Source organism: Buchnera aphidicola (Sipha maydis) (genome assembly GCF_024029855.1).
In the GTDB taxonomy this organism is placed as follows: Bacteria; Pseudomonadota; Gammaproteobacteria; order Enterobacterales; family Enterobacteriaceae; genus Buchnera_J; species Buchnera_J aphidicola_BI.
The window spans coordinates 311785-335583 of the sequence record NZ_CP097205.1 but is presented as its reverse complement, the minus strand read 5'-3'; the positions used below and the strand labels follow the sequence as shown (position 1 = coordinate 335583).

General features: G+C 20.9%; 24 protein-coding genes and 3 tRNA genes. 14 read left to right on the top strand and 13 right to left on the bottom strand.

Going from position 1 to position 23799, the window contains the following annotated elements:
- Positions 1-17: 17 nt before the first annotated feature.
- Together dapF and M3Y47_RS01615 are read left to right on the top strand one after the other, a co-directional pair.
- Entirely contained in the window at positions 18-863 is an 846-nt protein-coding gene (gene dapF / locus M3Y47_RS01620; RefSeq protein WP_252839344.1) for a diaminopimelate epimerase, read from the top strand.
- A 90-nt stretch (positions 864-953) separates the two neighbouring features.
- Positions 954-2159 (top strand): MFS transporter, encoded by a 1206-nt coding sequence (locus M3Y47_RS01615; protein ID WP_252839343.1) that lies wholly within the window; start codon positions 954-956, stop codon positions 2157-2159.
- A 24-nt stretch (positions 2160-2183) separates the two neighbouring features.
- Here M3Y47_RS01615 and M3Y47_RS01610 read toward each other — a convergent pair whose 3' ends face one another.
- From M3Y47_RS01610 to hslV, 4 genes are all read right to left on the bottom strand, one after another.
- Positions 2184-2861, bottom strand: coding sequence for a class I SAM-dependent methyltransferase (locus M3Y47_RS01610; RefSeq protein ID WP_252839342.1), 678 nt, complete (start codon positions 2859-2861; stop codon positions 2184-2186).
- A 508-nt stretch (positions 2862-3369) separates the two neighbouring features.
- A complete protein-coding gene (locus tag M3Y47_RS01605; protein ID WP_252839341.1) occupies positions 3370-4122 on the bottom strand; it encodes an FAD-binding oxidoreductase in 753 nt (250 codons plus the stop codon).
- A 218-nt stretch (positions 4123-4340) separates the two neighbouring features.
- Complete coding sequence (gene hslU / locus M3Y47_RS01600) at positions 4341-5678, bottom strand: HslU--HslV peptidase ATPase subunit (RefSeq protein ID WP_252839340.1); 1338 nt, start codon at positions 5676-5678, stop codon at positions 4341-4343.
- Positions 5679-5680: 2 nt separating this feature from the next.
- On the bottom strand, positions 5681-6220 hold the full coding sequence (gene hslV / locus M3Y47_RS01595; protein ID WP_252839339.1) for an ATP-dependent protease subunit HslV: 540 nt from the start codon (positions 6218-6220) through the stop codon (positions 5681-5683).
- Positions 6221-6366: 146 nt separating this feature from the next.
- Between hslV and rpmE the strand changes: the two genes are divergently transcribed.
- Positions 6367-6576, top strand: coding sequence for a 50S ribosomal protein L31 (rpmE, locus tag M3Y47_RS01590; protein WP_252839338.1), 210 nt, complete (start codon positions 6367-6369; stop codon positions 6574-6576).
- A gap of 91 nt (positions 6577-6667) precedes the next feature.
- Here the strand turns inward: rpmE and M3Y47_RS01585 are convergent, their stop codons facing one another.
- The 4 genes from M3Y47_RS01585 to orn form a co-directional block, all read right to left on the bottom strand.
- Positions 6668-7258 (bottom strand): aminodeoxychorismate/anthranilate synthase component II, encoded by a 591-nt coding sequence (locus M3Y47_RS01585; RefSeq protein WP_252839337.1) that lies wholly within the window; start codon positions 7256-7258, stop codon positions 6668-6670.
- Position 7259: 1 nt separating this feature from the next.
- Positions 7260-8816, bottom strand: a complete 1557-nt coding sequence (locus tag M3Y47_RS01580; protein WP_252839336.1) for an anthranilate synthase component 1 — start codon at positions 8814-8816, stop codon at positions 7260-7262.
- A 535-nt stretch (positions 8817-9351) separates the two neighbouring features.
- Positions 9352-9424: transfer RNA gene (locus M3Y47_RS01575), tRNA-Gly, on the bottom strand.
- Between the two features lie 116 nt (positions 9425-9540).
- The gene (gene orn, locus M3Y47_RS01570) at positions 9541-10089 is read right to left on the bottom strand and encodes an oligoribonuclease (RefSeq protein ID WP_252839335.1); all 549 of its coding nucleotides are present in this window, start codon (positions 10087-10089) and stop codon (positions 9541-9543) included.
- Positions 10090-10265: 176 nt separating this feature from the next.
- Between orn and pgi the strand changes: the two genes are divergently transcribed.
- The 8 genes from pgi to dut all read left to right on the top strand — a co-directional run bounded on the left by pgi (position 10266) and on the right by dut (position 17778).
- A complete protein-coding gene (gene pgi / locus M3Y47_RS01565) occupies positions 10266-11915 on the top strand; it encodes a glucose-6-phosphate isomerase (protein ID WP_252839334.1) in 1650 nt (549 codons plus the stop codon).
- 84 nt (positions 11916-11999) lie between these two features.
- Positions 12000-12920 (top strand): tRNA (adenosine(37)-N6)-dimethylallyltransferase MiaA, encoded by a 921-nt coding sequence (miaA, locus tag M3Y47_RS01560; protein WP_354667627.1) that lies wholly within the window; start codon positions 12000-12002, stop codon positions 12918-12920.
- Between the two features lie 104 nt (positions 12921-13024).
- The gene (locus M3Y47_RS01555; RefSeq protein ID WP_252839333.1) at positions 13025-14332 is read left to right on the top strand and encodes an adenylosuccinate synthase; all 1308 of its coding nucleotides are present in this window, start codon (positions 13025-13027) and stop codon (positions 14330-14332) included.
- Positions 14333-14422: 90 nt separating this feature from the next.
- Complete coding sequence (locus tag M3Y47_RS01550) at positions 14423-15928, top strand: ribonuclease R family protein (protein WP_252839332.1); 1506 nt, start codon at positions 14423-14425, stop codon at positions 15926-15928.
- Between the two features lie 120 nt (positions 15929-16048).
- Positions 16049-16420, top strand: a complete 372-nt coding sequence (gene rpsF, locus M3Y47_RS01545) for a 30S ribosomal protein S6 (protein ID WP_252839331.1) — start codon at positions 16049-16051, stop codon at positions 16418-16420.
- Positions 16421-16519: 99 nt separating this feature from the next.
- The gene (rpsR, locus tag M3Y47_RS01540) at positions 16520-16747 is read left to right on the top strand and encodes a 30S ribosomal protein S18 (protein ID WP_252839330.1); all 228 of its coding nucleotides are present in this window, start codon (positions 16520-16522) and stop codon (positions 16745-16747) included.
- A 39-nt stretch (positions 16748-16786) separates the two neighbouring features.
- A complete protein-coding gene (gene rplI, locus M3Y47_RS01535) occupies positions 16787-17245 on the top strand; it encodes a 50S ribosomal protein L9 (protein WP_252839329.1) in 459 nt (152 codons plus the stop codon).
- A gap of 68 nt (positions 17246-17313) precedes the next feature.
- Positions 17314-17778 (top strand): dUTP diphosphatase, encoded by a 465-nt coding sequence (dut, locus tag M3Y47_RS01530; RefSeq protein ID WP_252839643.1) that lies wholly within the window; start codon positions 17314-17316, stop codon positions 17776-17778.
- Here the strand turns inward: dut and pyrE are convergent.
- Positions 17771-18391 (bottom strand): orotate phosphoribosyltransferase, encoded by a 621-nt coding sequence (gene pyrE / locus M3Y47_RS01525; protein ID WP_252839642.1) that lies wholly within the window; start codon positions 18389-18391, stop codon positions 17771-17773. The genes dut and pyrE overlap by 8 nt on opposite strands.
- A gap of 103 nt (positions 18392-18494) precedes the next feature.
- A tRNA-Ile gene (locus M3Y47_RS01520) sits at positions 18495-18567 on the bottom strand.
- 128 nt (positions 18568-18695) lie between these two features.
- Between M3Y47_RS01520 and M3Y47_RS01515 the strand changes: the two genes are divergently transcribed.
- Both M3Y47_RS01515 and sbcB read left to right on the top strand, forming a co-directional pair.
- Positions 18696-18768, top strand: a tRNA-Asn gene (locus tag M3Y47_RS01515).
- Between the two features lie 289 nt (positions 18769-19057).
- Positions 19058-20479, top strand: a complete 1422-nt coding sequence (gene sbcB / locus M3Y47_RS01510) for an exodeoxyribonuclease I (RefSeq protein WP_252839328.1) — start codon at positions 19058-19060, stop codon at positions 20477-20479.
- 12 nt (positions 20480-20491) lie between these two features.
- Here sbcB and M3Y47_RS01505 read toward each other — a convergent pair whose 3' ends face one another.
- The gene (locus M3Y47_RS01505) at positions 20492-20752 is read right to left on the bottom strand and encodes an oxidative damage protection protein (protein ID WP_252839327.1); all 261 of its coding nucleotides are present in this window, start codon (positions 20750-20752) and stop codon (positions 20492-20494) included.
- 23 nt (positions 20753-20775) lie between these two features.
- On the bottom strand, positions 20776-21792 hold the full coding sequence (locus M3Y47_RS01500) for an A/G-specific adenine glycosylase (protein ID WP_434475812.1): 1017 nt from the start codon (positions 21790-21792) through the stop codon (positions 20776-20778).
- A 109-nt stretch (positions 21793-21901) separates the two neighbouring features.
- On the opposite strand from M3Y47_RS01500, the gene trmB reads away from it, so the two are divergent.
- The gene (gene trmB / locus M3Y47_RS01495; RefSeq protein ID WP_252839326.1) at positions 21902-22597 is read left to right on the top strand and encodes a tRNA (guanosine(46)-N7)-methyltransferase TrmB; all 696 of its coding nucleotides are present in this window, start codon (positions 21902-21904) and stop codon (positions 22595-22597) included.
- Positions 22598-22616: 19 nt separating this feature from the next.
- On the opposite strand, the gene hemW is transcribed toward trmB, so the two are convergent.
- Positions 22617-23750, bottom strand: a complete 1134-nt coding sequence (gene hemW / locus M3Y47_RS01490; protein ID WP_350030244.1) for a radical SAM family heme chaperone HemW — start codon at positions 23748-23750, stop codon at positions 22617-22619.
- Between the last annotated feature and the right edge of the window lie 49 nt (positions 23751-23799).

The window sequence follows — 23799 nt, the reverse complement described above, 5'->3', positions numbered from 1 at the left end:
GATTTATTAATAAAAATATGACAAAAAATAAAAGAAAGTTAATTTTTACAAAAATGCATGGTTTAGAAAATGATTTTATGATAGTAAATACTTTAACTCAAAAATTTTTTTTTACAAAAAAAATAATTCAATTTTTTTCAAATAGATATACAGGAATTGGTTTTGATCAATTATTATTGGTAGAAAAACCAGTTTTCAAAAATACAAATTTTCATTATCGAATTTTTAATGCTAATGGCTCTGAAGTAGAGCAATGCGGAAATGGAGCACGTTGTTTTGCAAAATTTATTTTCGATCAAAAACTTCTTAATTCCAAAATTATAAAAGTAAGTACAAAAAATAGAATTATTAAATTAAAAGTGATAAATTCAGATAATATTTTGGTAAATATGGGTTCTCCTGAATTTCATCCAAAAAAAATTCCTTTTTTAGAATTATTCGAAAAAGATATATATTCATTAAGTATGAATAAAGAAATAATTTTTTTTGGAGTCGTGTCTTTGGGTAACCCGCATTGTGTTGTTATTGTAGATGATATTAATAAAGCGAGAGTAAATGAAATTGGATCTTATTTAGAAAGTCATGTATCTTTTCCTAATCAAGTAAACGTTGGATTTATGCAAATAATAAATAAGAATCATATTTTTTTACGCGTTTTTGAAAGAGGAGTTGGAGAGACTAGATCTTGTGGTAGTGGTGCATGTGCTGCTGTTGCAATAGGAATTAGACAAAAAAAATTGTTAAATAAAGTAAGAGTTGATCTTGCAGGGGGAAAGATGTTAGTAAAGTTTGATGTGAAAAAAAATTGTTTATATATGATTGGTCCAGCAAAAAAGATATATGATGGAATTATATATTATTAAAAGGTTTTTTTAAAAATTTTATATAAACTTTTTATATTTTTTTTTTCAATCAATAAAAATTTTTATTAAATTTCGGAGAATATATTCAAGATGTGTATAAAAAAAAAAAATATAAAAAAAAAATATATAAAAAAAAATACAAAAAATTTTTATCGAGCTATAATTTCTTTATTTTTAGCTGGTTTTTCAACGTTTGCAATTTTATATTCTATACAACCAATTTTACCTGTTTTTTCTAGAATTTTTCTTTTAACTCCTCTAGAAAGTAGTTTTTCTTTATCAGTTTCTACTCTGTCTATGGCTTTTGGAATATTATTTATCGGTCCAGTTTCAAATTTTTTTGGCAGAAAAAATGTTATGTCTATATCTTTATTTTGTGCATCTTTTTTTACAATATTATGTGCATTTTCAAAAAATTGGTTAGAAATTATTATTATCAGAGGATTGGTTGGATTTTCATTAAGTGGAGTGACTTCTATTGCAATTACTTATTTAAGTGAAGAGTTTGATCCTAAAATTTTATCTTTATGTATTGGTTTATATATTAGTGGTAACACAATTGGTGGACTTGTAGGAAGATTAATTAGTAATATAATAGTTCGAGTTTTATCATGGAATTGGGTTTTTATAATTATAGGTTTTTTTTCTTTATTTTGTACTATTTTATTTATATATTATCTTCCGAAATCAAAAAATTTTAAATTTTTAAAAGAGGTAAATTATGAAATTTTAATAGATAGTTTTTATAAACCATTTACAATGGAAAATTGTTTAATATTATTTTTAGTTGGTTTTCTTTTTATGGGTAGTTTTGTTGCTTTATTTAATTACATTGGATATCGTTTAATAATGAAACCTTTCTTGTTGCATCCAATTTATGTTTCTTTATTATCTATAATATATTTAATAGGTGTTTATAGTTCTCCGCAAGCAAGTTTTTTATCTAATTATTATGGAAGAATTTTTGTTTTAAAATTTGCTTTATTTATTATGATATTAGGAGTGATATTAACTTATAGTAATTTTTTATTTATTATTCTTATAGGTTTAATTTTTTTTACAACAGGTTTTTTTATTGCTCATTCTACAGCAAGTAGTTGGATTAGTGATATGACAAAGAAATATAGATTAGAAATTTCATCTTTATATTTTTTTTTTTATTATTTAGGTTCTAGTGTTTTTGGTAGTTTTAGTGGATTTTTTTGGTTTTATTGGGGATGGTCTGGTGTTTTTTTTATATTAAATTTTATACTTATTATTTGTTTATTTTTAATGAGAAGATTGCATGATGATTAAATTTTAATATAAAATAAATTTTTTTTAATTTTTAAGATATATATCAAATCTATATTTTGTTCCATAAATTATGTATGTTGGTTTTATATTTTCGAGATATGGTGCTTTTATTGGTCTTTTGACTACAACTTTCTTCTTAGTAAATTTTATTGATTTTTTTAATAAATTTTTTGTTATTTTTTGTTTAGACACTAATATTTTTAATATAGACATGTCTTTTTTGGGTAATGTTTTTTTTTTATTTAAAAACATAGGATCTAAATATATTACATCTGGAATAATTTTTGTGTGTTTGAAAAAATTTAAACTATCATCATGAAATAAAATCATTTTTTTTTTTATCCACATGTTTATTTCCATATTTTTATATAATCTTTTTAAACCATTCTTGAGCAATTGATAAATTATTTTATTTTTTTCGATCATAAATATTTTATATCCAGAAGAAGCTAATATAAAAGAATCTTTTCCTAATCCTGCAGTAGCATCTAATATAATTGTTTTTTTTGAATTTTTAATTTTTACGGCTTTTATAATTAGTTCTTTTTTCCTATTGTATTTTCTTCGAAAGTTATTTTTTCCTGATAAAAAATTTATTGTAAAAAATGTTATTTTTTTATTTTTTAGATTTAATTTACATATTTTTAATTTATTATTAATATTCAATAAAAATATTTTGAAATTTTTATAGATTTTATTCATTTTTATATAAAATAGATTCTTTAATTTTTTAATATACTTATATAAAAGTAATTAATTTTAAGCAATGAATTTTAAATTTTATTTTTTGTGAATATAAATATATTTGTTGTTTAGTATTATTACTATATATATTAAATATTTCTAAGTAAAATAAAAAAAAATAATAAATAAAAAAATAATATTTTTAATATATTAATATTTTTATTTTAAAAAATGAAATATCTTTTAAATAAAATATTTTTTAATTTTAACAATGAAAAACGGATATTTTATAAAAATTTTTTATTTATTATTTTTTTTTAAAAGATTGATGATTTTTATTGAAATGTACCGTTTTTTATAAATATAATTTGAAGAATTTATTAAATGAATTTATTTTTTTATTTTTGTTTATTATAATCAGAGTACATGTGGTATATTTTTTGTACTCTGTTTTTATTTTTTTTGATTTGAATACAATATAAAATTTTTGTATAAAATTATTTTTTTCTTTTTTTTTAATATATTTTTACCAATAATTTTCTCGTGTAATATTTCCTGGTTTTTGACGTAGATTTTTTGTCATTTTTTTTTTCTTTTGTAGTATATTAAACATATCTTTGACCATGTTAGGATTTCCGCAGAGCATTACATGAGAATTTTTGTTGTTCATGTGAATGTTAGTATATTTTTCAATTGTATCATTGAGTATAAGATGTGGTATTCTTCCATATAAAAATCCATTTTTTTTTTCTCTACTAATGGTTATTAAAACAATTAATTTTTTTTTATAGTGTTTTTTTAATTTTTTAATAACATCTAAATATTTTAGATCAGAAAAATATCTTACAGAGTGTATCAAAATTAATTGTGAGAATCTTTTTATATCTTGTTTTTCTTGTAATATAGAGAAATATGGTCCAATTGCAGTTCCTGTAGAAAACATCCATAAGTTTTTATATGATGGAACTTCTTTAAGGGTAAAAAATCCAAATGATTTTTGTGTAATCAATATTTTTGTATTTTCATTTATTTTTTTAAATTGTTGACTCATTTTTCCATGTTTAATTAAAGTAATATAAAATTCTATTTTTTTTGAACTGGGTGGGTTAACGAATGAATATGCTCGTTGTATTTTGGTGTTGTTTTGAGAATTTTTAATTAATAGTTTTGCGAATTGTCCTGCGACAAATTTTTTTATAGATGCTTGTAAAACTAGATTTAGTAAATTTTTTTTCCAGTATTTTATTTTTTCTATTTTTGCTGTTACCCATTTAGTCATAGAAATCCTTTAAAAATATTTTTTTTTTAATGTTTAAATTAAAAAATTTAATATTTTTTTATTTTTTTATGTATCAAAAAATTTTAATTTTATTTTTTAAATATTAATATATAATTTGTATATATTAATATTTAACATGAAGATTTATTTTTTTAAATAAATAAATTTTTTATTATAAAAATTTTATTTTTAAAAAAAAATTTTTATTTTTATAAAAATTATAATATAAATTTATTTAAATTATCTTTTGATTGTAGTTTTTTTAAATATTTTGTTACGTAATTAGCATCAATAGTAATTTTTTTTCCACTATTTTCACTTGCATTAAAAGAGATTTCTTCCATTAATTGCTCTAAGACTGTATATAATCTTCTTGCTCCAATATTTTCCATGCTTTCGTTAACTCTCCATGACGTTTCAGCAATTTCTCTGATCCCTTCTTTAGTAAAGTGTATTTTTACGTTTTCAGTATTCATTAACGCTTTATATTGTGTTGTGATCGATGCTTTTGGTTCTGTTAGAATTTTTTCAAAATCATTTACTGTTAAAGCATGTAATTCTACACGAATAGGTAATCTTCCTTGTAATTCAGGTATTAAATCTGATGGTGAAGATATTTGAAAAGCTCCAGAGGTAATGAATAGAATATGATCTGTTTTTACTGTTCCATATTTTGTAGATACAGTACATCCTTCAACTAAAGGAAGTAAATCTCTTTGTACACCTTCTCTAGAAACATCTGGTCCAGATGTATTATTTCTTTTACATATTTTATCTATTTCGTCAATAAATACTATTCCATTTTGTTCAACAGAATTTATTGCTTCTTTCTTTAATTCTTCAGGATTGACTAATTTTGCAGCTTCTTCTTCTATTAAAAGTTTCATTGCATCTTTTATTTTTAGTTTACGAATATTTTTTTTAGATCCGCTTAAATTTTGAAATAAAGATTGTAATTGATTTGTTAATTCTTCCATTCCAGGAGGAGCCATAATTTCTATACCCATTGGAGATCCTAGAACATTAATTTCTATTTCTTTATTATCTAATTTTCCTTCTTTTAATTTTTTTCTAAAAATTTTTATTGTATTTAATGGGCGTTCTTCTGACGATGTAGTATCTTTTTTTAAATGTTTTTGAGCACCTGGTACTAATACATCTAATATTCTTTCTTCTGCTAATTTTTTTACTTTCTTTTTATTTTTATTAATTGTTTGGTTTTTTATCATTTTTATTGCAATGTCTGTTAACTCTCGTATGATAGAATCAACTTCTTTACCGACATATCCTACTTCTGTAAATTTTGTTGCTTCAACTTTTATAAAAGGAGCATTAGAGAGTTTTGCTAATCTTTTTGCAATTTCTGTTTTTCCTACTCCTGTAGGCCCGATCATAAGAATATTTTTTGGAGTAACTTCGTTTTTTAATTCATTATTTAATTGCATTCGTCTCCATCTATTACGTAAAGCAATAGCTACTGCTTTTTTTGCATTTTTTTGTCCAATAATAAATTTATTGAGTTCTTGAACTATTTTTTGAGGAGTCATATTAGACATATTTATTCCTTACTTTTTGATATCAATAATTCTTTAATTGTAAAAGTATGATTTGTATATATACAAATATTTGCTGCAATATTTAATGATTTTTTTACTATTTTTTTAGCGTCAAGATCAGTATTATCAAGAAGAGCACGTGCTGCTGCTTGTGCATAACATCCTCCTGAACCGATTGCAATGATATCATTTTCTGGTTGAATTACATCGCCATTTCCTGTAATTATTAAAGAATTTTTTTTATTTACTACAGCTAATAAAGCTTCTAGTTTTCTTAAAATTTTGTCACTTCTCCAATCTTTTGCGAGTTCAATAGCCGCTCTTTTTAATTGTCCTTGATACATTAAAAGTTTTTTTTCAAATAATTCAAATAGAGTAAATGCATCTGCTGTTCCTCCAGCGAATCCTGCTATTACTTGATTATGATATAAGTTTCGAATTTTTTTTACGTTACTTTTCATAATTGTATTACCTAAAGTAGCTTGTCCATCTCCACCAAGTACGACTTTTTTTTTAGAGCGTATACTTAATATAGTTGTCATTTTTATTTTTCTTTTTTTGTGAAAAAATTTTATTTTTTTTAAATTTCTGATGAATTTTAGATGATAAAAATTTAAAAAAAAATATTTATTTTTTATCTTTAATATATTATATTAATTTCATATATTTATAAATAAATGAGAATTTTATGAAAAAAAACATCCATCCAAAATATTTTTGTAATTCTGCTTCTTGTACATGTGGAAATGTAATAAATTTTTTTAATACGTTAGGTAAAGATATTAATTTAGAAGTTTGCTCTAAATGTCATCCTTTTTATACAGGAAAACAGAGAATCGTTGATACTGGAGGAAGAGTAGAATTGTTTAATAAGCGATTCAATTTTTCTCATAAATAAAATTTTATTGAATTATTATTTGTTATATTTTTATCATTTAAGTATGAATTAATTAGTTTTATATAAATTTTTAAATTTATTATAAAAAATTTTATTTAATATTTTTTTTATTTAACCATGTAATAGTATTATCCATGATTTTTTGACCTTCAGTAGTCAAGATAGATTCAGGATGAAATTGGAATCCACAAATTCTTAAATTATTATTTCGGATTGACATTACAATTTTATTTTTTTTCGAATTTATAGTAAATATTTTAGGTATATTCTTGCATATTAAAGAATGATATCGAGCAACATGAATAGGATTCTGAATATTTTTAAACATATGTTTTCTATCATGTTTTATAAGAGAAGATTTTCCATGAATTATTTTTTTTACAGGGGAAATTTTTCCTCCATAAAATTTTATAATTGCTTGATATCCTAAACATATTCCAACAATTGGTATTTTTCCATGAAAAATAGAAATTATTTCCATCATACATCCAGAATTCTCTGGTATACCAGGTCCTGGAGAAAGCATTAATATTGGTTTTTTCATATGAGAGATTTTTGTAATAATTTTTTTTATTGAAACATTATTTCTATATATGACTACTTTATGTAAACTATTTTTTAATTGATCAACTAAATTATACACGAAAGAGTCAAAATTATCTAAAAGTAAAATTTCAGACATTTTATACCTTATTTTTTGATATAATAATGGATTTAATAACAGCGCATGCTTTGTTCCAGGTTTCTTTACATTCTTCTTCAGGAATGGAGTCTATTACTATTCCAGCTCCAGTTTGTATTGTAGCAATTTCTTTTTCTACATAAGCTGCTCTAATTATTATACAAGTGTTTAATTTTTTTGTTCCGGTAAAATATCCGATTGATCCTCCATAACTTCCTCTTGTTTCTTTTTCAATATTTGAAATTATTTCCATTGCTTTTATTTTTGGGGCACCTGTTAATGTTCCCATATTCATACATGCTCTATATGCATGAAAGATATCTAGTTTTTTTTTTAATTTTCCACTTACAATGGATACTAAATGCATAACATGTGAGTATTTATCTACTTTAGTTAATTGTTTAACATATCGCGTTCCGGTTTTACAAATTCTTGATAAATCATTTCTTGCTAAGTCTACTAACATAATATGTTCAGACATTTCTTTTTTATTGTTTCTCATTTCTAATTCAATTCTATTATCTAAATCATAATTAATTTTTCCAAATTTATTTTTTCCACGCGGACGTGTTCCAGCAATGGGATGAATTTCTATATTTCTTTTGATTGGATCATATTTTAAAAAACTTTCTGGAGATGCTCCAAATAGTTTAAATTTTTTATCTTGCATAAAAAACATGTATGGACTAGGATTTTTTTTTTTAAGTATTTTATAAGAATAGAGAGGAAATGGACATTCTATAAAAAATTTTCTTGAGGGAACAATTTGAAAAATATCTCCATGTTTAATAAATTTTTTTAATTTTTGAATTATTTTACAAAATTGTAAATCATTTTTATTTTTATGAATTTTTTTTTTGTTATTTTTAAAATGAATATTTTTAAATTTTTTGTTATTAATTTTTTTAATAATTTCTTTTATTCTTTGTTTAATTTTTTTAATTTCTAATGTATTTTTTGTAAATATTGTAGATTGTATAATTATTTTTTTTTTTTTATGATTAATAAAAATCATATTTTCAGATAAATAAAAACAAAAATCAGGACATTTTTGTATTTTTTTTATTTTTGGAAGATTCTCAAAATAAGAAATTAAATCATAAGAAAATAATCCACCAAAAAAAATTGATTTAGGATATTTTTTTACATGAATAATATTATCGATTATTATTCGAAAAGCATCGAAAACAGATGTTTGTATTAATTTTTTTTCTTCATCAAGATCTTTTTTAATATTTTTTTTAAATATGATCTTTAAAGTATTTTTTTTTCTTTTTTTTTTTAAATTTTTAGGTATATTAATTTCTATAAATTTAATTAAATATAAACCATTTTTTGTTAAAGCATGTAGTGAAACGATATTTTTATTTAATGATATTCTAATTGCACTATCAATTATTATAATACTTTTAAGGTTTTTCTTATTACTTATATCAGCGGATTCTAATAATAAAGTGTTTTTTTTTTCGTGACAAAAATGATTAAATATTTTTAATGGATTTTTATAATAATTAACTTTTTTTTGTATAACTTGTATTTTACATTTTTTATCTTTCATTTTGTGATCTTTTTGATTTTAAAAAATATAAATATTTTATATAAATATTTTTATAGAAATTTAAAGATATATTATTTTAATATTTTGTTTTTTTATGTTGAGTGGATATATGAAATCATTATTTTTTTGAAATTTTTAATATTAATTTTATATTTAACAGTTTTTATAAAATGTATTTTTTAAAGAATAATTTACATATAACATTGATAGATAAATTTTTTTATGAATGATAAATTTTATTTAAAATGATTAGGAAGTACGACAATTTTTTTTTAATTACTTTTGGAATAAATCTTATTTTTATGAAGATCTTTTAAAGAAATTGAGATGTTAAAAATTAAATAGAATATTTATTGTTTATTTAAATAAAAATAGGATTTTTTTTTATTTAAATATTATTTTTTTATTTTGAAAAATTTTTAAAAACTTAATAATATTAAGTAATTTTTATTATTTAAAAAATTATGAATTTTATTGATAAGGAACTTTTTTTATTAATATTCATAAAAAATTTTATTTTATTAATTTTGAAATGAGCGAGAAACGAGTTTCGAACTCGTGACCTTAACCTTGGCAAGGTTACGCTCTACCAACTGAGCTATTCCCGCGTTTAAAAAAATTAAATATAAAAAATTTTATACAAATTTTATAATAATATATATTACATCGATTATATTTTCAAGTTTTCTTTATAGATATTTTTTATAAACATTAGAAAATTTATTTAAATATTAAAAAAATTTTTTTTATAAAATATTAATTCATCAATTGATTCTTGAATATCTTGTAATGCAGAGTGTTGGTTTTTTTTATGAAATTTTTTTGCTTGATTGTTTTTCCATCTTTTATATAATTCTTGGATTGTACTCGTATCTATGTTTCTATAATGAAAATAAGATTCTAGTTTTGGCATATATTTTTTTAAAAATTCTCTATCTTTCCAAACTGTATTTCCGCATAAAGGAGATTTTTTTTGTATAGTTATTTTTTTTAAAAATAAAAGTATTTTTTTTTCTGCTTTTTTTTCATTATATTTACTTTTTTTAACTTTTTCTATTAAACCTGTTTTAGAGTGTGTTTTTTGATTCCAATGATCCATTTTTTCTATTTCTTGTTTATTTTGATATATTGGAATTGCCATTCCATTTTCTAAGATATTTAAATTACCATCTGTAACTATAACTGCTATTTCTAATATTTTATGGATTTCAGAATATAATCCTGTCATTTCTAAGTCTATCCAAATCAAGTTTTTTTTTATTTTTTTAGTCATTTTTTGTGTTAATTTATTATAATTAAAATTTATTATAGTATAAAATTTTTTTTATATGAAATGTATTTTTAAGAGGATATTGATAGATAATTTAAAAAATTTTTATAAAAAATGTATTTATATTTATATTTAGTATAATGGTGAAATAAATTCTTTTTTAAAAGGAAAATATACTTATGAAAAGTTTAGATCCAACTTTAACATTATCTTGGAGAAAACTAAAAAAACATTTTTTAAAAATGAAAAATATGCATCTAAAAGATTTATTTAAAAAAGATATTTATCGTTTTCAAAAATTTTCATTAAATATTAAAAATGTTATGTTAATAGATTATTCTAAAAATAGAATTACAGAAAAAACTCTTTTATATCTTTTAGATTTAGCTAAAGAATTTGATTTAGAAGGATCTATTCGATCTTTATTTCAGGGTAAATATATTAATGTTACTGAAAATAAACCTGTTTTGCATACAGCTTTAAGAAATTTTAATAAAACAGAAATATTTGTTAAACATGAAAATATTTCTATAAAAATAAATGAAGTACTTTTAAAAATTAAAAATTTTTCTTCTCAAATTATTAAAAAAAAATGGACAGGATATACAGGAAAATATATTAAAAGTATTGTGAATATAGGAATTGGAGGATCGCATTTAGGTCCAGAAATGGTGATTGAATCTTTAACTCCATATAAAAATCATTTAAATATTTATTTTATTTCGAATCTTGATGGAAGTAATGTAACAGAAGTTTTAAAGAAAATTAATTTTGAATCAACAATTTTTTTAATTTCTTCTAAAACTTTTACAACTGAGGAAACAATCACAAACGCTAAAACTGTTAAAAATCTTTTTTTACAACAACCTAATGTTTTGTTATCTGATATTTCTAAACATTTTTTTGCTATATCTATGAATAAAAAAGAAGTTATTAAATTTGGTATTCATAAAGAAAATTTTTTTCCTTTATGGGATTGGGTGGGCGGCCGTTATTCTTTATGGTCGTCTATGGGATTATCAATTGCATTATCTATTGGATATGAAAATTTTTCTTTATTATTACAAGGAGCACATGATATGGATAATCATTTTTTAAATACTCCTTTAGAAAAAAATATTCCAGTTTTGTTAGGTTTAATAAGTATATGGTATAGTAATTTTTTTTGTGCGGAAACAGAAGGTATTTTTGTATATGATCAATATATGCATGTTTTTTCTCGATATTTACAACAAGCGTATATGGAATCTAATGGAAAAAGAGTAGATCGAAACAAAAATATTGTATCTTGGCAAACAGGAGCAATAATTTGGGGAGAACCAGGAACAAATGGACAACATTCTTTTTATCAATTATTACATCAAGGAACAAAATTAGTTCCATCAGATTTTATTATTCCAATAAAAACACATAACCAGATTGGCGATCATCATATTAAATTATTATCTCATTTTTTTGCACAAACAAGAGCTTTAGCTTTTGGAAGATCTTTAAAAGAGTTATTAAATCAAAAGAAAGATATTCAAATTAATAAAAAAAAAATAAATACAGATTTTTTAATTTATCAAGAATGTCCTGGAAATCAACCAACAAACTCGTTTTTATTAGATGAAATTACTCCTTATACATTAGGTAATTTAATTGCTTTATATGAACATAAAATTTTTACTCAAGGTGTTATATTAAATATTTATAGTTTTGATCAATGGGGAGTTGAACTCGGGAAAGAGGTTGCAAAAGATATTTTATCTACATTAAAAATGAATAGTTTATGCAATAGTTATGATTCTTCAACAAATGCATTAATAAATTTTTATAAAAAATCTTAATTTTTTTTTTATTTTTTTTATATTTTTTGTATAATAATAAAAATATTTTATAAAAGTAATATTTATGATTAATAAAAAAAAAATATTATTTTCTTAATTGGCCCGACTGCTTCAAATAAAACAAAATTAGCTATAAAATTAAGTCAATTTTTACCTATTGATCTCATTAGTGTTGATTCTTGTTTAATTTATAAAGAATTGAATATAGGTATAGCTAAACCTAGCTTACAAGATTTAGTTGTTGCTCCACATCGTCTTATTAATATTAAAAATATTAAAGAAAATTATTGCGTTGAATCTTTTAGAAAAGACGCTCTTTTTGAAATAGAAGAAATATTATCTGCTAATAGAATACCATTGTTAGTAGGAGGAACTATGTTTTATTTTAATGTTTTACTCAATGGTTTATCTCTACTTCCTCCTAGAAATGATTTAGTTCGAGAAAAAATTTTAAAAGATTTTTCTTGTAAAAAAAAATATTCTTTGTATGATAAATTGATTCAAATTGATCCTGAAATATCTTATAAAATTCATCCTAATGATTTACAAAGAATTATACGAGCGTTAGAAATTTATTTTATTTCAGGAAATAAAATGAGTGATTTGATTAAATTTAATAATTATGAATTTCCATATAATGTAATTAAATTTATTGTTTTTCCAGAAAGTAAAGATATTTTACATAAAAGAATTGAACTTCGATTAAAAAAAATGTTGTCTTCTGGATTTAAAGAAGAAGTAGAAGAAGTGTTTTTAAATAACGACGTTGGTTGTAATGTACCTGGAATGAAATGTTTAGGATATATTGATGTCTATAATTATATTTTAGGAAAAATTACATATGATGATATGTTTTTTAAAATTTTACATTCAACAAAACAGTTAGCGAAAAAACAAATTACTTGGTTAAAAAGTTATAGAAATTGTTTTTGGATTAATAGTATGAAAGAAGAAATATCTATTAATTTTATGATAAAAAATATTCAAAGAATATTAAAAATGTAATTTAGAAAATAAATAGAATATAAAAATGATAATAATTTTTTATAAATGATATTTTTATATAAAAATTTTTTATTTTTATGACATAGGATAAGGATATATATATTTTGATTAATAATATTGTAATACTTGGTATACAATGGGGTGATGAAGGAAAAGGGAAGATTGTTGATTTATTATCTAAAAAATCAGATTTTGTTGTTCGTTATCAAGGAGGAAATAATGCTGGTCATACATTATTAGTAAAAAAAAAGAAAATTATTTTACATTTAATTCCTTCTTGCGTTTTGCATAAAAATGTTACAGCTATTCTTGGAAATAATGTAGTTGTTTCATTAAAAGCTTTATTAAAGGAAATCAATCATTTAAAAGAAAGAAATATATTTGTTCAAAAGCGTTTAATTTTATCAAATTCTTTATCTTTAATTTTTAAATATCATATTTCTATAGATCAAGCAAGAGAAGATGAGAATAGAAAGAGTTCTATTGGAACTACAAATAAAGGAATTGGTCCTGCATATGAAGATAAAATTGCAAGACGTGCAATTCGTATTAGTGATTTATATAATAAATCTTATTTTAAAAAAATTTTAAAAAAGAATGTTGAATATTATAATTTTCAATTATTGAATTTTTATCATAAAAAAGTAGTTTCTTATAAAAAAATTTTTTCTGAAACAATATTTCAATTTAATCAAATTAAACATATGATTGGCGATGTTAGTTCATTATTAAATTCTGAAATGAAAAATAAATCAAAAATTATTTTTGAAGGTGCTCAAGGATCTCTTTTAGATATTGATCATGGTACATATCCTTATGTTAGTTCTTCTAATAGTAGTATCGGAGGAGTATGTACGGGAACAGGGATAGGTATTAAAAATATTGACTATGTTCTTGGTGTGTCAAAATTTTATTCTACACGTGTAGGAAATGGTCCTTTCCCTACTGAATTATCTGATAAAAATAATGATCATTTTAGTTTTATTGGAAAAGAATTTGGAGCAACTACAGGAAGAAAAAGACGTACAGGTTGGTTAGATTTAGTTATTTTGAAAAGAATGATTAATATAAATTCTTTATCTGGGTTATGTTTGACTAAATTAGATGTATTAGATGGCTTAAAAGAAATTAAAGTGTGTATTCAGTATTTTAATAAGATTACTCATCAGAAATTTGATAATTATCCTTTAAATAAGCAAGATTGGAAAAATATTATTCCTATATATAAGATTTTTAAGGGATGGAAAGAAAAAACACGAGGCATAAAAAATTTTGATCAACTTCCTAAAAATGCAAAAAGATATATTAATTTTATTCAAAAATTTACTCATGTTTCAATAGATTTAATTTCTACTGGTCCAGAACGTGATGAGACAATTTTTATAAATCATAATTTAAAAAATTTTATATAAAATAAACATTAATTTTTTTAAATAATTAGGATAATTAATATAAAAATATCTAAAGAAAAAAATAAATCTGTTGCGATATTCAGAAAAGTTATGAAAAAATATCAAATTCGCGCTGTTTGGAAAAAAAAAATTGTAAATTCAATTAGAGTGATTAAGCCACAAAAAATTAATAAAGAGAAATCTTTTAGAAAAGATTTAAGATCTTTGCCATTTGTTACTATTGATGAAAAAGATGCTTATGATTTTGATGATGCAGTTTATTGTTATAAAATTCCAAATACCTCGTTATGGAAACTTTTCGTTGCTATTTCCGATGTTAGTTTTTTTGTAGAAAAGGGTTCTGATTTAGATAAGGAAGCGTTGTATAGAGGGACTTCTATATATTTTCCTTTGAATGTTTTACCTATGTTACCGGAACAATTATCTAATAATTTATGTTCCTTATTACCAAATAAGGATAGATTATCTATTGTTTGCGAAATGACTTTATCCCATAAAGGTAATCTTTTAAATTATATGCATTATGAAGCAGTAATAAAATCACATGCTCGCTTGACATATGAAGAAGTAATAAAAATATGGAAAAATGACGTAAATTTATCTAAAAAATTTTTTAAAATAAAAAAAACTTTAAAAAATTTTCGTTTTTTAAGCTCTATATTGCATAAAAATAAAAATTTGAAAAAAATAATTTTTTTTCATAATAGTGAACCAAATTTTATTTTTCATCATTCTGGAAAAATTAAAAATATTATTCTAAAAAATAGAAATAGAGCGCATACTTTTGTTGAATTATGTATGATTTTAGCAAATAAATCTTCTGCTTTATTTCTTAAAAAAAATAATATTATTTCTTTATTTAGAAATCATAAATGCCCAACATCAATACAAATTAGAAATTTTAGAAATTTATTAAGTAAATTTAATTTAACATTGAAGGGAGGTAAGCAACCATTATTTGAAGATTATTTAAAATTATTTGAAAAATTGAAAAATAAACCGTATAAAGAAATAATAGAATTAGAATTATTAAAATCTACAAAAAAAGCTTTTTATAGTGAAAAAAATTTTGGTCATTTTGGTTTATCTGAGAAATTTTATACGCATTTTACTTCTCCGATCAGGCGTTATCCAGATTTAATGGTTCATAGAGGTATTAAATATTTTTTAAAAAATAAAAATAATATTAAGAATACAAATAACATCAATGCTAAAAGAAAATCTTTATATAACGTAGAAAGTATGAAAAAAATTGCTAGAATTTGTTCGAAATCTGAAAAGAAAGCTGATAAAGCTTATAAATTTTTTATTGATATACTGAAGTTTGATTTTATTAAAAGAAAAATAGGAAAAGAATTTCATGGTGTGATTATACATATTACAGAATTTGGTTTTTTTGTTAAAATAAGAGATTTATTTACGAATGGATTAGTACATGTATCTACCTTAAAAGATGACTATTACTATTATAATAGAAAAAATATGACTTTAAATGGAAAAAGATTTAAAAAAAAATTTTTTTTAGGAGATAGTGTTAAAGTTAAAATAAAATCAATGAGATATAAAAATAAAATTCTTGATTTATTTTTAATTTAAATTTTTTTATAAAGTATATTTTTTTTTAGAGTTTCTTATGTTAAAATATTATTAATTTTTTTAAATTTTTTACTCAAAAATTTTTTATAGAAATTTATAATATAAAAGGAGATTTTATGTATGCGTCATTATGAAATTGTATTTATGATTCATCCTAATAAAAGTGAAAAATCGAATGAAATTATTTCTAAATATAAGAAATTGATATTTAAGTTTTCTGGGGAAATACATCGTTTAGAAGATTGGGGGAGAAGACAATTATCGTATCCTATAAAAAATTTGAGTAAAGCGCATTATGTGTTAATGAATATAGAAATATCTCAAAAATATATCAAAAATATTGAACAAGCTTTTAAATTTGATGATTCTATTATTAGAAACATAATTTTTAATGTTAAAGAAGCGATTTCTGAAATTTCTCCGATATTAAAAGAGAAAAATAATTTTCAGAATATGAAAGAAAATATTGTTGTTAAAAAAATAAATTTATAGAAATTCAAAAAATAAGTTTATAATTATGATATTATGATTTCTGATTAAAAATCAGTTTTTTACATTTTATATTTTTTATCATAGGAAATTAATATATATATGAATCGATATTTCCGTCGTAGGAAGTTTTGTAAATTTACTGCAGAAGGTATTACTCAAGTTGATTATAAAGATCTTTTAATGTTAAAAGGTTATATTACAGAAAGTGGGAAAATTGTTCCAAGTAGAATTACTGGAACAAAAGCAAGGTATCAAAGAAAATTATCTAAAGCTATTAAACGAGCAAGATATTTATCTCTCATCCCATATACTGATAATCATAAATAAGAATTTTTATTATTTAAATTTATCGAGATAAGATTATTTATGAATATAATATTGTTAAAGAAATTTAAAAATTTAGGTGTATTAGGGGATATTGTTCAAGTTAAACCTGGTTTTGCAAGAAATTTTTTATTTCCTCAGGATATTGCTTTACCTGCAATTCCAGAAAATATAAAATATTTTGAAGCTCAAAAAAAATTTTTAGAAGAGAAACAACGTAAAAAATTATCATTAATAAAAGAACGTATAAAATCAGTAGAGAAAATCAAAAATATTATTATTTCTGCAAAATCTGGAGATAAAGGAAAATTATTTGGATCAATTAATTCTCGTGATATTGCTAGAAAGTTTAATGAATTGGGAATAAAAGTAAAAAAATCAGAAATAAAATTAAAAAATGGTGTTTTCCGTTCTTTAGGAGATTATACAATTTTATTTCAACCAGATAAAAAAATTTTTACTGAAGTTAAGCTTACGATTATTTCAAAAAGAAATATATAATGATAAATTTATAGTTTTAGAACTCTTCTAAATAAAAATATTTTTTGATTGATTTTAAAAAGAAAAAAATTATGAAAAAAATTGATATAAAAATTTTAGATTCTTGTGTGATAAAAAGAGATATTGTTCTTCCAAAATATTCTACTAGCGGATCATCTGGATTAGATTTAAGAGCTTCTATTAATAAAAAAATAACTATTATAGGTGGTCAATCTTATTTAATTCCTACGGGACTTGCAATATATATTCAAGATAAGTCATTAGCTGCAATATTAATTCCTCGTTCTGGACTCGGTCATAATAATGGAATTATATTAGGAAATTCTGTAGGTTTGATTGATTCTGATTATCAAGGACAGATTATGGTTTCTTTATGGAATAGAAGTAGTAAAAAATATTGTTTATATCCAGGAACACGTATAGCTCAAATGGTTTTTTTGAAAATTTCTCAAGTAAAATTTCATGTTGTGAAAAAATTTTCTAAAAAAAGCAAAAGAGGTGAAAAAGGTTTTGGACATACTGGAATTAGTTAATTTTATTTAAAATATATTTTTCTCTATATTTTAATAAAATTTTTAATTTTTCTTTCATAATTTTTTTACTTTTTAAATAATTAGTAATATCATCAATATTAATTATTGAAGATATTTTACATGAGTATTTTTTTTCAATATCATTTTTAGCAAAAGAATTTTTATTTCCGAATTCTTGTCTATCTAATGCAACTAATATGTTTGATATTTTTTTTTTTTTATTTAGTAAAAATTTTAATGTATTTTTTATTGCTGTTCCAGCGGTTAGGATATCATCAATAATGACAATATTTCCATGTAATTTACTTCCTACAGTATTCCCTTTCTCTCCATATTTTTTAATTTCTTTTCTATTAAAAGAATATTTAATGTTTATATTATAAATTTTTTTCAAAGCTATTACAGTAGATATTACAATAGGTATGCCTTTATAAGCTATTCCAAATAATAAGTCAAATTTTATATTTAAATTTACTAATGCTTGAGCATAAAATGTTCCTAAAGTATATAAATCTTTTCCAGTGTGAAAAAGTGCCATATTAAAAAAATAAGGGCTTTTTCTATTACATTTTAGTGTGAAATTTCCAAACTTTAAAATTTTTTTTTTTATCATAAATTCAATAAATTTTTTTTTCCATTGTTTCATAAAAACCTTTTTTAAATTTTGTATATTTTTATTAAAAAATTTTTGTAAAAAAAAAGATATTTTACAAAATTGGCCCTTGCTGGACTCGAACCAGCGACCAAGCGATTATGAGTCGCTTGCTCTAACCGCTGAGCTAAAGGGCCTTAATTTTTTCTAAAATGAAAAATATTTTAAACAAAATTATAATAGAATTTTTTAGAATAATCTAGTAATTATTTTTTTGTTTTATGAAAAAATTGATTTTTTAAATATTTATGATACAATTAAGTTTTCCTCTGTAGTTCAGTTGGTAGAACGGCGGACTGTTAATCCGTATGTCACTGGTTCGAGCCCAGTCGGAGGAGTATTTTTTTATTTTAATTATATAAATTTTTCATTATTTTTAAATTAAAATATTTTTTTAATTTATTAGATTTTTTTTTAGATATTTTAAAATATTTTATTACATAATTATAAATTTTATTTTTTTTAGTCTATTTTATATTTAAGCGAGTTTTTTTAAATTTTTGATCGAATTTTTCTAGATTAATATTATTCATTGAGAATATCAATTAATTTTATTTTATTATCTATTTTTTTATATATATTTTATATACTATATAATTAGTTTTTTCTTCAAAAAAATTATATCTCATGAAAAATTTTTCTAAATTTAGTTTTTTATTTTATGATTATGAAACGTTTGGAGTTAATCCTGTCAAGGATAGACCAGCGCAATTTGCTTGTTTACGAACAGATATAAATTTTAATGTTATTTCTAATCCAACTGTATTATATTGTTACCCTCCATTAGATTATTTACCTAATCCAGAATCTATTTTAATTACTTCTATTACACCTCAATATACTTTATTAAATAGTGGATTAAATGAATCTGATTTTTCAAAAAAAATTTATGATATTTTCATTCAAGCTAACACTTGTATTTTAGGATTTAATAATATTCTTTTTGATGATGAAATAACGAGAAATATTTTCTATAGAAATTTTTTTGATGCATATGAATGGAGTTGGAAAAACCATAATACTAGATGGGATGTAATCAATTTACTCAGAGCTTTTTATGCATTACGTCCTTCTGGTATTTCTTGGCCTTGGAATAAAGTTAAAAAATGTGTTTCTTTTAAATTACAAGATTTTTCTAAGAGTAACAATCTTTTTCATGATAAAGCTCATCATGCATTATCTGATGTCTATGCTACGATAGAAGTTTTAAAGTTATTAAAAAAAAAAAATTTTAATTTTTTTCGTTTTTTATTTTTTATGAGAAAAAAAAAAAAAATATTAAAATTTATTGAAAAGAATTATAGAAAGCCATTAATTTATATTTCTCATTATTATGGATCTAAAAATAATAATTTTTCTCGTATATTTCCATTAACTTTACATTATGAAAATAAAAATATTTTAATTGCATTTGATTTAGATCGATTATATTCTGATTTTTTTTTAGAAAATAAAAAAGAAATTTATAAAAATATAAATGTTTTATTTTCTCATGGAATGAGATTAATTTTTTTAAATAAATCACCTATTTTAATTCCGATAAATGTATTACGTGAAAAAGATATTTCACGATTAAAATTAAATCAAAGTCGATTTTTAAAAAATTTTATTTTTTTTAAAAAATTTTTTAATAAAAATATAATTCAGAAACTTTCACGAATACGTTTTGAATATAAATATTTTAAACATAGTGATTATAAATTATATGAAAAATTTTTTACTTTATTTGATCGTATACAAATGAAAAAAATTAGAGAAAACATCAATAAAAAAAATATTAATCATGGTTTGAAAATGTATGATTCACGTTTTACGGATTTAAATTTTTTTTTTAAAGCTCGAAATTTTCCTCATTATTTAACTCAAATAGAAAGATTGCGTTGGAAAAAATATTTAAAAAATTTTTTTAATAAAAAAAAGATTTATAAGTATAAAAAAAATATTTTTTTGTTGAAAAAAAAATATTTACATAATATAAAAAATCAGAATTTATTAGATAAATTATTATTTTATTTAAAATATTTAAAAAAACTATTGAAATCTACTTAATAAATTCTTATTTTATTTTTTTTGATATTTTTTAACAGTATTGTTTTTAAAAAGAAATTGGATCATTTTTTTTTCTAAGATTTTTTGATCTTTTTTATTAAGCATATTTAATTTTTGTTCATTGATTAAAATTGTTTGTTTTTTTATCCATTGATTCCAAGCTTTTTGAGAAATTTTTTGATATATTTTATCGCCTATTTTTCCTGGATAAAGTTTAAAATTTAATCCTTGCATTTTTTGTTTATAAAAAAAACAATATATTTTTCTTTTCATATATTTATTTTCCTATTTTTTATTTATTTTTTTGTTATTTTTTTAAAAATTTTTATTACAGGAGAAGGAATTCCAATTTTTTGTGGATTTATTAAATTAAACCAGATTGATTTTTTTTGATTAATATTTTTTTTACTTAAATTAATAATTTTTGCTTGAATTAACAATGAATAATTATTAAAATGATGAAAAAATTTTTCTATATTTTTTCTTTTTTTAGTGATTTTCTTTTTTTTTATCCAATTTAATAATTCTTTTTTTTTAAAAAATAAAGGAAAATAATATAAATTTTTCCAAATATTATGATTTTGTTTTTTTAAATAAATAAAATTTTTATATTTGATTAATAAAAAAAAACATTTTTTAATTTTTTTTTTTATATTTATATTTTTTTTGTGTATATTTTTTTCATGAGTATATAAACATTTTTTTTCTAACGGACATTTCTGACATAGGGGATTTTTTTTACAAATTAATTTTCCTAAATCCATCATAGCTTGATTAAATTTCTGTGCATTATGAATGGGTAATAATTTGTTTATTTTTCTCCATAGTGATTTTTCTAATTGAGAATTTTTTTCTTTTAAATGATAAAATCTTTTTAGTATTCTTTTAACGTTTCCATCAAGTATGGGAAAAAAATAATTAAAGGTTAATGATAAAATTGCTCCTGCAGTAGATTTTCCTATTCCTGGTAATTTAATTAAATCATAATAATTTAATGGTATTTGATTATTATATTTTTTTTTAATTATTTGTGATGTTAAATAAATATTTTTCGCGCGTTTATAGAATCCTAGTCCGCTCCACATAAAAAGAATTTCATCTAAGGAATTTTTAGTTAAATCTCGAATATTTGGATTTTTTTTAATAAATTTTTTAAAATATGGAATGACTACTTGAACTTGCGTTTGTTGTAACATGATTTCTGAAATCCATGTTTTATATGCAGTTTGGTTTTTTTGCCAAGGAAGATTTTTTCTTCCATGTAAGTGAAACCAATTTATTATAGTTCTTGAAAAATTAAAAATATAGTTCATAATATATGACATATACCAAAATTTAGAAATAGATAAAAAAAATATTTTTTTCAAAATCTATTTTTAATTTTTATTTTTTTTAAAATATTAGTTTATTAAATTGTATATTATGAATATTAATTTTCAAGAAAATTTTTTTCAGATTAAGACTTTTCGATTAAGAAATAGAAAATTAAGTGTGAAAAAAAAAAATATTATAGAATTTCTTTGGCCATTAATTGGTTTAAATATTGCAGAAGATTGTAATAGTGTAAAAAAAATTTTTCAAAAGAGTGTTCCAGTGATCTTAGAAATTGGTTTTGGTTTTGGAGAATCTTTAATTCATTTCGCAAAATTATATAAAGATGTTCAATTTTTAGGAATTGAAGTGTATATTCCTGGGATATGTTTTTGTTTAAAAAAAATTTATAAAAATAATTTAAATAATATTAAAATTATTCATTTGGATGCTATTTTTTTTTTAAAAAATTATGCAACAAATATTTCTTTTTCTGTAATAAATATATTTTTTCCAGATCCATGGCCAAAAAATAAACATTATAAAAGAAGAATGTTGCAATCTAATATAATTTATTTGTTATTACAAAAATTAATTATTCAAGGAATATTGCATATTGTTACTGATTCTGCTTCATACGCTAAAAATATTATTAAAATACTTGATTATATTTCAGGAGTCGAATGTGTTACCAAAGATTTTCAATCATATTATTTAGAAAAAAATAATTTTTTTACTCGTTTTAAACAAAAAGCAAATATTAAAAAAAGTAAAATTTATGAAATAATTTATAAAAAAGTTTTTTAAAAATTAATTTTAAAAAACTTTATTCGAGAAATATTTGCAATAAATTATTTAGAAAACATTTTCCTTGATTAGTTGTTTCCCAAGAATCATTATTTTCTATAATGTATTTTTTTTTTATTGCTTTATAGATATTACTTTTAATACTCTCGATTTTTAGACCTGTATATTGTGTAAATTTTTTTTTAAAACATGGAGCATGTAAACGAAAATTATTTAAAAAAAATTCAAATGCAATATTTTTTTTTTTTACAATATATTGTTTTTGTATATACTCTCCATTTAAAAATTTATTTATATTTTTATTTTTGATTGTTCTGAGAATTTTTCTATTTTTTAAAGTAATTTTTCCATGCGCTCCACATCCGATACCTAAATAATCTCCAAAATTCCAATAGTTCAGATTATGTTGACATTTTTTTTTATTTTTTGTATAAGAAGATATTTCATACTGTACGAATTTATTTTTTTTTAAAATTTTTTTTCCTTTCTTCTCCATTAATAAAATTTTTTTTTCATGTGGTAAAATAATTTTTTTTGTTGAAAACGGTGTATTTTTTTCAATAGATAATTGATACCACGATATATGTGATGGATTATATTTAATTGCATACAAAAGATCTTGTAAAGATTCTTGGATTGTTTGTTGTGGAAGTCCATACATTAAATCAAAATTTATGTTTGTGAATTTTTTTTTTCTAATATATTTAATTGTTTTTATTAATTCAATAAAAGAATATTTTCTATGAATTTTTTTTAAAAGTGTTTCATGAAAACTTTGAATTCCTAAAGATAATCTATTTACACCAGCTTCTTTATATTGAAAAAAAACATTTTCATGAATTGATTTAGGGTTGGCTTCTAAAGTAATTTCTATATTTTTAGCAAAGAAAATTTTTTTTTTAATTTCTTGTATTAAATATTTAATATATTTTGGATGAATTAAATTAGGTGTTCCTCCTCCTATAAAAATTGAACGTATTTTTCTTGAGTTAATTAATTTAATATCATTTTGTAAATCTAGTAAAAGATTTGTAATATATTTTTTTTCAGGTATTTTTTTTTTTGTTGATTTTGAATAAAAATCACAATATGGACATTTTGTTAAACACCATGGAATGTGAATATATAAACTTAATGGAATTTTCATATAGATAATATTTTTAGATAAATTTTATGAATTTAGTTTTTTTTATTTGAGTTGT